This is a genomic window from Streptomyces sp. NPDC023838, from assembly GCF_040639555.1.
In the GTDB taxonomy this organism is placed as follows: Bacteria; Actinomycetota; Actinomycetes; order Streptomycetales; family Streptomycetaceae; genus Streptomyces.
In genome coordinates this window covers 60,766-70,364 of the sequence record NZ_JBFAAD010000019.1, presented here as the reverse complement: position 1 = coordinate 70,364, position 9,599 = coordinate 60,766, and the positions used below count along the sequence as shown (strand labels likewise).

Below are 9,599 nucleotides of genomic sequence, written 5' to 3'. Positions count from 1 at the left end.
GAGCGCCCCCGAGCGACCCTGTGAACAGGCCTGAAACCGCATCAGGGTGGTACGCGTCATTGTGGTGTGCGGAACGTCCTGTTCCGTACGTGGTTACGTCGAGTACGAGACTGAGGAGCCCGCTGTGTCGCGTCCCCGATTTCGCTGGTCCGCCGTCGCCGTCGTGGCCGCCGGTCTGACGCTGAGCGGTTGCGGTGGTGACCACTCGGGGGAGGCGGCGGCCACCGGCGGCGTCCCGAGTGCGTCGGCGAGCGGGGCCGTGTCGGACGGTGGGGGCAGCTCGGCGCCGACGCCGACGCCGTCGGGGTCGGGCGGTGCCGCCTCCGGGGCTCGCTGCCGAACCGCCGACCTCGGCTTCGCCATCGTGCCCACCAGCCGCGCCAAGAACCCCAACATCCAGTACGCGCTGACCATCACCCTCACCAACAAGAGCGCCAAGTCCTGTGTGCTGAACGGGTATCCGGGCGTGGACCTCGCGGGGCCCCTGACGTGGTCGCTGGTCCGGCAGACTGCCGTACAGCCGCATCGGGTCACGGTGCGGCCAGGCGCCACCACCACCTTCAACATCTTCTACCTGCCGTACGTCCAGGGTAGCGGCGACGAGTTCAAGCCGACCCGCATCGTCGTCACCCCGCCGGGCGAGACCCACTCCCACACTCTGCCGTGGCCGGTCGGCTCGATCCTGCTCCAGGACGGGGCCACGCACCCAGGTACGTATGTGAGCCCGGTGGGGGCCAAGTAGGCCTGAGGCAGCGGGCTCAGGAGAAGGGGCGCTGGTCCGGGGGGATCTGGACCATGATCGTGGCGCGCTTCTCTGTGGGCGTCGTCCCCTGGCGGCTGGCCCACGGCTCGTCGGAGCGCATCCACGCCGGGAGCCCTGGTGGCAGGTCGTCCGAGGGGATGGTGGCGAGGTCGGCCGGGGTCAGGGTGCTGCCGTAGGGGGTGAGCGGCCGGCTGGTGTCGGGGGTGACCACGCCGTGCAGTGCGTCGAGCGCGCCGTTCCAGTTCGTCAGCAGCTTGGTCATGGCCACGGCCGGGTCGGTCCCGGAACCGGCCGCGCTGTCGGGGTAGGTGGGATGGAGGATGTGCTGATAGGCGCCGGAGTACGCGGCGCCTGAGGGCGTCTGCCGCCACGTCTGGTACGCGGTGTCCGCGAGCCCACCCAGCGCGATCACGGCCTCGATGGGCTGATGGGCGACGAGGGCGTCCAGCCAGCTGTGCCGGTAGGCGGCGATGTGCTCGTCCTTGGCGTGGGCGTTGCCCCCGTGCTGTCCGTACACGCTGTACAGATACGTATTGACCATCACATAGCTCGTGTCGATGCCGAGTTTGGCCAGGAAGCCCTGGAAGCGGCGGCCCGCGGTGCCGACCAGGATCCGGCGGGTGACGGCCTCGTGGGCGGCCGGGTCCTGTCCGATGACCAGCACCCGGGCCGTGCCGTCGAGGCGCCCGCGGTGGAAGATCGGGCCCCACTCCACGCGGAAGTCGGTGGCCGGATAGACGTCGGGGCCGGGGTAGTCCCGTACGAGCGCGGCGTACGGCTCCTGGGCGTAGCCGGGGTCGAAGGGGTGCATGCGCTGCTCCTACTCCATGCGGATGATCAGTCATGACAGAAGGTGATCGCTGGATGACATTACGGCATGGTGTCTATTAAGTGATGTTCATCCGATATGTGGTGTTCATCCGTGCCTCCTCGGGGGTGGCGAGAAGGGATGCCGTATGTCGCCCGGAGCAGATGTCCCGGATACCGGCCGGTTCGCCCTGCGCGGCCGGATCGTCACCCTCGACGCGTCGGACACCGTGATCGAGGACGGAACCCTCTACGTGGCGGGCACGCTCATCGCGGCGGTGCTCCCGGCCACCGCACCCGCCCCGCCGGGCTTCGAAGCGGTGGTCCCCGTCGACGCGCGGGGCTCGGTCTACCCGGGGCTGATCGAGCTGCACAACCACCTGCCGTACGACGTACTGCCGCTGTGGCAGGTGCCGAAGAAGTACGGCAACCGCTCGCAGTGGGGCGGCAGCGGCAACCCCGCCTACCGCACCCTGGTCACCGGACCGATGAAGGTGCTCGGTCAGGACCCCCGCCTGATGCCCGCCGTCGTGCGGTACGTCGAGGCGAAGGCCCTGGTCAACGGCACCACCACCAGCCAGGGCATCGCCCTGTTCAGCAACGCGGGCGCCCGTCGCATGTACCGGGGCATCGTCCGCAACGTCGAGCAGACCGACACACCGGACCTGCCCGAGGCGGCCTCGCGCATCGCCGACGTGGAGGCGAAGGACGCCGAGAAGTTCCTTGCCCGGCTCCAGCAGCCGCACCGCCTGCTCCTGCACCTGGCGGAGGGCACCGACGCCGCCGCCCGGGCGCACTTCCAGGCCCTCCAGTTCAAACCCGGTACCTGGGCGATCACCGAGAACCTGGTGGGCATCCACTGCACCGGTCTGACAGCCGACGACTTCACCGTCTTCGCCGCACACGGCGGCTCCATGGTGTGGTCGCCGCTGTCCAACCTCCTGCTGTACGGGAAGACCGCGGACATCGCCGCCGCCAAGGCGGCCGGTGTGCTGATGGGGCTGGGCTCGGACTGGTCGGTGTCGGGGAGCAAGGGGCTGCTTGGCGAGCTCAAGGCCGCCCGCCTGGCGTCCACCGCCGCCGGATCCGTCTTCAGCGACCTGGAGCTGGTCGCCATGGTCACCCGGGACGCGGCCCGGATCCTGCGCTGGGACGCGGCCCTGGGATCGCTGAGTGCGGGGATGCGCGCGGACCTCGTCGTCGTGGACGGTGCCGACGGCGACCCGTACACCTCGCTCATCGACGCGCGCGACAAGGACATCCGGCTGGTCGCCATCGACGGTGTCGCCCGCTACGGGTCCCGTCGCCTCATGCACGCCCTGGCCCCGGGGGAAACCCTGGAGCCGGTCCCCGGTATGTCGGCGGATCACGTCCTGCATCTGCAGGACGGCACGGCGGACACCATCGTGGCCGGGCTGAGCCTCGGTGACGCCGCCGACCGGCTCACCGGCGCCCTGGCCGACCTTCCTGCCCTGGCGGCCGCCCCCGTACCGCCGCTCACGGCTGCGCCCGACGGCGGTGTGCGGTGGCAGTTGGCCCTGGACGAGATCGAACCCACCGGCGCCGAACTGCGCCCCCGGCTGCCGCTGCTGAGCGCGAGCGGGGCGGCGCACCCGAGCGGGCCCGGTGTCGGCGCGCTCACCGCCGCACCGGCCGAGCTCGAACCGGTGGTGCTGGACGCGCTGACCGCCTCCGGCGACCACACCTTCCTCCACACCCTGGCCGACGAGGCGAACCTGCCCGCCGAGTACGCCGACGCGCTGTCCCACCTGCTGACCCGGGCGTCCCCGTGAAGACCGTCCCCGTAGAAGACCGCTCCCGTAAGAGACCGTTCCAGCAGAAAGAGGAGCCCCCCGCATGCTGGTCACCCAGCTCGCTCTTGTATCCGAGACCGACCAGATCACTTTCTCCCAGCTCACCCGTGTGGCCGCCGCCCTCCAGAAGCAGGCCATCCGGGACTTCGCGCCGCTGTGGCAGATCCCCGCGTCCGTCGACGCCTTCGAGAGCCTGCACGACGTGCCCGTCGGCTACTGGCCGATGATCGTCCGCGACGACATCGGTGAACCCGGCGCGGCCGGTGTCCACATGGACAAGAACGGCCAGCCGTTCTCCCTCATCCAGTACAGCGACAGCTGGTCGCTGACCGCCAGCCACGAGATGCTGGAGATGCTCTGCGACCCCTATGGCAGCAAGGTGGTGGCCGGGCAGTCGCCGAAGAAGGGCCAGGGAGTGGTGGAGTTCCTCGTCGAGGTCGCCGACCCGTCCGAGGCGCCCGAGAACGGCTACACCATCAACGGACTGCTGGTCTCGGACTTCTTCACCCCGAACTTCTACGACCCCGTCACCGCTCCCGGTGTGCGCTACAGCTTCACCGGCAAGCTCGACGGCCCGCGCAAGATCCTCGAAGGCGGCTACCTGAGCTGGCGCGACCCGGTCAGTGACCACTGGTGGCAGCAGGTGTGGTTCGACACGCAGCGCCCCGTCTTCCGCGACCTCGGCAAGCTGACCGCCCGCGCCGGCAGCCTCCGCTCGGCCATCGACGCGCATACGAAGACGAACGCGCGGATCGCCGCCAGTGGCCCGGAGTCCGACCGCTTCACCGCCGCCCAGACCCTCACCGCCGCCGTCAAGAAGTCGACCGCGTCCCGCGCCGACGTGTGGCGCAGCCAGATCGACGAGCTGAAGGCCGGTCAGGTCACCGAGGGGACGTGGCAGGGCGGCAAGCACGGCCATGGATAGCGCTCCGCGTACCGGCCCGGCGGACGGCCCGGACGACGACGACCGGGACGGCGGCGACCAGCGGGAGGGCCTGCCGGAGACCCCGGTGGAAGCGACCCGCTCGACGCCGTCGGAGCCCGGCCGGGAGAGCCTGCGCGAGGCCGTCCACCGTCGTATGCGCGAACTGGACGACCGCCGCGCCGAGGAACCCACCTCGGACGACTCCAAGGAAACGGACGACTCCAAGGAGACGGAGGACTCCAAGGAAACGGACGACTCCAAGGAAACGGACGACTCCAAGGAAACGGACGACTCCGACGGGCCGGGCGACTCCAAGCGGCCGGCCGGAGAACAGGGCCCCTCCGGCGAAGAACGCCCGTCCGATGAACAGGGCCCGTCCGATGAACAGGGCCCGTCCGATGAACAGGGCCGCGACCGCGAACACGGCCCCGGCCATGAACTGGGCCCGGAGGACGAACCTCCGGACTGACCATCGCATCACGACCGATGTCATGAGGTGACCCGATGCCTCACTCCTCGCCGCCGCTCCCGACGGCTGCCCGGCCCGCCCGGCCCGTTACAGCCAAGCAGGGTTTCCTGCGGGCCTGGGCGGCGCTCGTTCCGGCGGCGCTCGGCCTCGCCTACTTCCTGTGGCGCGCCCCGGACGTCGACCTCCCCCGGCTCCAGCTCGCCGGTACCGCCACGGCGGCCAAGGAGGTGTACGACGGGCACGCCTCGGCCTTCCGTGACGCCCTGGTGGCGCACATGGTGTGGGTCGCCTGCGGCGCCGCGACACTGCTGCTCGTGTTCCAGATCGGGCACCACGCGTACTCCGGGCTGCGCGGCCGTCAGGTGTCCCTCTGGGCGGTGATCGCCACCTTCGCGGGCGCCGTGTTCGGTCTCGCCGAGAACGGTCTGCTCGTCGGGGCGCTGAGGGTCCACGGCCGCGTCGGCGACTGGCCGTTCGCCACCGCGACGGCACTGGAGACCGTCAGGTGGCCGCTGCTCGCTGTCTCCACGGTCATCGGCGCGATGGTGTGGGCCACGACCGTCTTCCGTGCGGGCAGGGGGATGCGGAAGGAGACCGCGAGCGGGGAGAAACCCGCGGACCCCGACGACGACGGCGACGACCACCGCACCCCGGAAGACCCGGCGAACGCGGACGACAGCGGAGACGCGGGGGACTTCGCGTACGGGCACGAAGCCGCGCCCGCCCTCTCGCCCCGCCATGAACACCCCACCTCCACACCCGAGTTGGTCCCTCCGTGGCCCGTCGCGGAGGCCGACGGGCGGGTCTGGCCGACCGGTGTCGCCCATCCGCACGCCGAGCCCGGTATCCCGTCGGCGCACTGGCGATACCACAGCACCACGGCTCCCGGCCGCCAGCACGCGAGGCTGGGCTTCTGCGTCTCCGGGGGAGGCATCCGCTCGGCCACGGTCACCCTCGGAGCCCTCCAGGCCCTGCGCCGGTCGCTGCGCGAGGCCCGCTACCTGGTCTCCGTCTCCGGGGGCGGTTACACCGTCGGAGCGATGCAACTGGCCCTGAACGACACCCTCACCTCCAGGGACGCGTTCACCCCCGGCTCGCCCGAGGAGGACCACCTGCGGCGGCACTCCAAGTACGTCGCCGACGGCACCGGACAGTGGTTGGTCGCGCTCGGCGTGCTGCTGCGCGGGCTGCTCGCGTCCCTGTTCCTGCTGGCCGCCGCGACCGGCACCATCGGGTTGGTGCTGAGCTGGGCGTACCACGAGGTACCGGTGACCGATCTGGCCCACCTCGCCAGACCCGGCATCCGTTTCTGCGCCCACTGCACCGCCACGCCACCGCGCCCGTCCTTCCGCGACCCCGCGGTGTGGACGATCGCGTACGCGCTCGTCGCCACCGCCGGGCTCTGGCTGCTGTGGCTCGTCGTGTACGTGTGGGACCGCGCCGACCAGGCGGCCCGCTGGCTGGCCCGGGCCTTCCAGGCGTTCGTGGTGCTCACCCTCGCGCTGACCGCCGTGGTCGTCGTACTCCCGCTGCTCGCCTGGTCGGCGGTCTACCTCCAGACCCGCTTGCAGCTCAGCCGCCCCGACGCCACGGTGGGCGCGGGCCTGACCGTACTGGTCACCTATCTCGCCGCGCTGGTGGGCACGTTGTGGCGGCGGCGCCAGACCGTGCGCAGGGGGCTGTCCAGGGTGATGGACGTCGTGCGGGGGCGCTCGGGCCTGAGCCGTGCCGTCCCCAACGGCCTGCTGCAGTATCTGATGGTGTGGGCCGTGCTGCTCGTGCTCCTGGCCGCCTTCCTGTTCCTCCTCGGCTGGACGACCGCCACCGGCTGGGCCTGGCCGCTGTGGATGCAGATCTGCGTTCCGGCGGTGCTGCTGTTCATCGGCTCGCTCCTGGACCAGACATGGATGAGCCTGCACCCCTTCTACCGCCGCCGGCTCGCCTCCGCGTTCGCCGTACGCCGGGAGATCCTGCCCGGGACGCACGGTACGCAGGTGGCGCGGCCGTACAACTTCGCCACGGAGACCACCACGCTCAGCGAGTACGGCGCGCGCAAGGAGAGTTTTCCGCAGGTCATCTTCGCCGCCGCGGCGAACCTCTCCGGCAGCGACCGCACACCGCCCGGCCGCCGGGCGGTCTCCTACACGCTCTCCCACGACTACGTCGGCGGTCCCGATGTGGGCTACGCCTGCACCGCCTGTCTGGAGCAGCGCTCCAAGCGGCACATCGCGCGGGACCTGACCGTCCAGTCGGCCGTCGCGATCTCGGGTGCCGCCTTCGCCTCGGCCATGGGGGCCCAGGCGCGCGCCTTCCAGATGCTGTTCGCGCTCTCCAACGCCCGTCTGGGCAGCTGGCTGCCCAACCCCGGGGCCCTCGCCGAGCAGTGGAACGCGCCGCGCTGGCCGTCGCCCCCGGCGCCGCTGATCCGCCGGCTGCCGTATCTGCTGCGGGAGGTGTTCGGCCGCTACCCGATGGACGACCGGCTGCTGCTGGTGACCGACGGCGGCCACTACGAGAACCTGGGGCTGGTCGAACTCCTGCGGCAGGGTGTGCGTACGGCGGTGTGCATCGACGCGAGCGGTGACATCCCGCCGTTCGCCACCACACTCGCCCAGGCGATCGCGCTCGCCCACGAGGAACTGGGCATCACCATCGCCCTGCATGACGCGACCGACCTCGTCCCCGGCAGCGGCGACCCCCTCCAGCCGCCCAACGTCCTCTCCGAGCTCAACGCCCGCCTCTCCCGTACGGCGGTGATCACCGGGGACATCACCTACCCCGAGGACCTGGACATCGACGGGGACAGGAGCCGCCACGGCACCCTGATCGTGGCCCGCACGACACTGACGAAGGACCTGCCGTACGAACTGCTCTCGTACGCGGCGGCCCACCCGGTCTTCCCGCACGACAGCACCAGTGACCAGTGGTTCGACCACCAGCAGTTCGACGCGTACCAGACGCTGGGGCACTGGCTGGGGAAGCGGGTGCAGGAACTGATCGACGAGGCGGAAGCGTCCTGAGGGGAAGAGCGGTTCCGAGACGGGGGAAGCATGAAGGCGGGCACGGCCGAGCAGGGTGAACGACGCGGCAGGGGCGCGTGGCCGGGACCGCGGGCCGAACACGTGGTGGGGATGGGCGCGTTGCTGAGCGCAGCCGCCCTCGTGGAGCGCGTACCGAGATTCGTGCCCGCGCATCACTACATCCTGTGCCACGCCTCACCGGCCCTCGACCGTCTGACCCTCACGGCGCTGGCCCTGGTCCTGACGGCCGGGATCGCCGCGGTGGCGGGCGGCATCGTGATGCAGTCCCGGCGGACCCCGCACCCGGCGCTGCCCGTCGTATGGCTGGTGATCGTCGCCGTGCTCCTGATCACGGCGGACGGAGTCGACGCCCACGGCGAGGCGTTGGCCGCGAAGCAGGCGGCGACGGGGTTCGCGGAAGGCGCGTGCGACTACATACCGCAGGATTACGGCGCGACGCCGGGCTGGTTCTTCTGGTGATCCGCTTCCTCCGGTGACCGCCGGGGCCGGGGCGAGGGCTGAGGAGACCCCGCTTCCCCCCGAAGGCCTGGTCAGGGCCGCATGAGGATCTTGACGGCGCCGTCGGCCCCGCGCTCGAAGATGTCGTACGCGTACGGCGCCTGCTCCAGCGGAAGGTGGTGGGTGGCGAAGTCGTCCACGCCGAGCGGGTCGTCGTCGGCGAGGAACGACATGATGTCGTCGCTCCAACGCGTGACGTTGGTTCGGCCCGTCCGCAGCTGGACGTGTTTGTCGGAGAGCGTCATCAGCGGCAGAGCGTCGGCCGTCCCGCCGTAGTCGCCGGCGAGCGAGAGGGTGCCGCCCCTGCGGACCAGGGCGATGGCCAGCCGCAGGGCGGCCCGACTCCGCGGCTGGGCGGTCCCGGACGCTTCCTGGGCCAGGGCCAGCCGGTCGAGCAGACCGTCGTGGGCCTCGGTGCCCACGGCGTCGATCACCGAGTCGGGGCCGCGCCCGAACGTATGGGTGCCGATCGCGGCGATCAGCTCGTCCTGGCTCTCGTAGTCGCTCGGGTCGAACACCTCCACGCCCCGCTTGCGCGCCCGCGCCAGCCGCTCCGGCACCACGTCGACGCCGATGGCGTGTGCGGCGCCGCGTTGCAGGGCGATCCGGCAGGCCATGTCGCCGAGGGGGCCGAGGCCGAGTACGGCGACCGTGCCGGCCGGGGGCACGTCCGCGTACTGGACCGCCTGCCAGGCGCTCGGCAGCACGTCGGAGAGGTAGACGAACCGGTCGTCCAGCGGCCCGTGGGGCACCTTGATCGGCCCGAACTGGGCCTGCGGCACGCGCAGGTACTCCGCCTGCGCGCCCGGCACGGAACCGGACGGCCCGGCGTGGCCGAAGAGCGCCGCCCCGGTGTCCTGGCTCGGGTCATGGGTCGTCAGGCACTGCGCGGGCAGCCCAGCCGAGCACATCCAGCAGTGCCCGCAGGCGATGTGGAACGGCACGACGACCCGGTCGCCGGGCTTCAGGTCCGGCACCTCGGAGCCGGTTTCCTCGACGATCCCGATGGCTTCGTGGCCGAGTACGTCTCCCGGCTTGACGAAGGGGGCGAGTGTGTCGTGCTGCTCGTACAGCCGCAGGTCGAAGTCGCACAGCCCGGTCGAGGTGACGCGCACGATGGCGTCGGTGCGCTCCTGGATCACCGGGTCCGGCACGGTCTCCACCCGGACGTTCCGCTTGCCCTGCCACGTCACAGCCCTCATCGGCGGTCCCTCCCCATCCTCGCTCGTGCGTCGCGGGACCGCCCGGGTACCCGTACCCCGCCGCGGGCAACGGTGGGTTC

Annotated in this window: 8 protein-coding genes; 6 read left to right on the top strand and 2 right to left on the bottom strand. The window is 71.3% G+C overall.

The window, feature by feature from the left end; translation table 11 throughout:
* Nucleotides 1–124 precede the first annotated feature (124 nt).
* The gene (locus AB0G17_RS23035; RefSeq protein WP_361385803.1) at nucleotides 125–742 is read left to right on the top strand and encodes a DUF4232 domain-containing protein; all 618 of its coding nucleotides are present in this window, start codon (nucleotides 125–127) and stop codon (nucleotides 740–742) included.
* Between the two features lie 16 nt (nucleotides 743–758).
* Here the strand turns inward: AB0G17_RS23035 and AB0G17_RS23030 are convergent, their stop codons facing one another.
* Nucleotides 759–1,574: a uracil-DNA glycosylase family protein gene (locus tag AB0G17_RS23030; RefSeq protein ID WP_361385800.1), complete on the bottom strand. Its 816-nt coding sequence runs from the start codon at nucleotides 1,572–1,574 to the stop codon at nucleotides 759–761.
* A 145-nt stretch (nucleotides 1,575–1,719) separates the two neighbouring features.
* On the opposite strand from AB0G17_RS23030, the gene AB0G17_RS23025 reads away from it, so the two are divergent.
* From AB0G17_RS23025 to AB0G17_RS23005, 5 genes are all read left to right on the top strand, one after another.
* The gene (locus tag AB0G17_RS23025) at nucleotides 1,720–3,363 is read left to right on the top strand and encodes an amidohydrolase family protein (protein WP_361385797.1); all 1,644 of its coding nucleotides are present in this window, start codon (nucleotides 1,720–1,722) and stop codon (nucleotides 3,361–3,363) included.
* Between the two features lie 64 nt (nucleotides 3,364–3,427).
* Nucleotides 3,428–4,309 (top strand): hypothetical protein, encoded by an 882-nt coding sequence (locus AB0G17_RS23020; RefSeq protein WP_361385794.1) that lies wholly within the window; start codon nucleotides 3,428–3,430, stop codon nucleotides 4,307–4,309.
* Nucleotides 4,302–4,778 (top strand): hypothetical protein, encoded by a 477-nt coding sequence (locus tag AB0G17_RS23015; RefSeq protein WP_361385791.1) that lies wholly within the window; start codon nucleotides 4,302–4,304, stop codon nucleotides 4,776–4,778. Before AB0G17_RS23020 ends, AB0G17_RS23015 begins: the two co-directional genes overlap by 8 nt.
* A 35-nt stretch (nucleotides 4,779–4,813) precedes the next feature.
* Nucleotides 4,814–7,798 carry a hypothetical protein gene (locus AB0G17_RS23010; protein WP_361385788.1) on the top strand — a complete coding sequence of 995 codons (2,985 nt, stop codon included), beginning with the start codon at nucleotides 4,814–4,816 and terminating at the stop codon, nucleotides 7,796–7,798.
* 30 nt (nucleotides 7,799–7,828) lie between these two features.
* Nucleotides 7,829–8,278 (top strand): hypothetical protein, encoded by a 450-nt coding sequence (locus tag AB0G17_RS23005; RefSeq protein ID WP_361385785.1) that lies wholly within the window; start codon nucleotides 7,829–7,831, stop codon nucleotides 8,276–8,278.
* A gap of 71 nt (nucleotides 8,279–8,349) precedes the next feature.
* Here the strand turns inward: AB0G17_RS23005 and AB0G17_RS23000 are convergent, their stop codons facing one another.
* Entirely contained in the window at nucleotides 8,350–9,519 is a 1,170-nt protein-coding gene (locus AB0G17_RS23000; protein WP_361385782.1) for an alcohol dehydrogenase catalytic domain-containing protein, read from the bottom strand.
* Nucleotides 9,520–9,599: the final 80 nt, after the last annotated feature.

Excerpts from the sequence above, each read along its gene's own strand:
- AB0G17_RS23030 (WP_361385800.1), bottom strand. The coding sequence starts at position 1,574 with ATGCACCCCTTCGACCCCGGCTACGCCCAGGAGCCGTACGCCGCGCTC.
- AB0G17_RS23025 (WP_361385797.1), top strand. The coding sequence starts at position 1,720 with ATGTCGCCCGGAGCAGATGTCCCGGATACCGGCCGGTTCGCCCTGCGC.
- AB0G17_RS23020 (WP_361385794.1), top strand. The coding sequence starts at position 3,428 with ATGCTGGTCACCCAGCTCGCTCTTGTATCCGAGACCGACCAGATCACT.
- AB0G17_RS23015 (WP_361385791.1), top strand. The coding sequence starts at position 4,302 with ATGGATAGCGCTCCGCGTACCGGCCCGGCGGACGGCCCGGACGACGAC.
- AB0G17_RS23010 (WP_361385788.1), top strand. The coding sequence starts at position 4,814 with ATGCCTCACTCCTCGCCGCCGCTCCCGACGGCTGCCCGGCCCGCCCGG.
- AB0G17_RS23005 (WP_361385785.1), top strand. The coding sequence starts at position 7,829 with ATGAAGGCGGGCACGGCCGAGCAGGGTGAACGACGCGGCAGGGGCGCG.
- AB0G17_RS23000 (WP_361385782.1), bottom strand. The coding sequence starts at position 9,519 with ATGAGGGCTGTGACGTGGCAGGGCAAGCGGAACGTCCGGGTGGAGACC.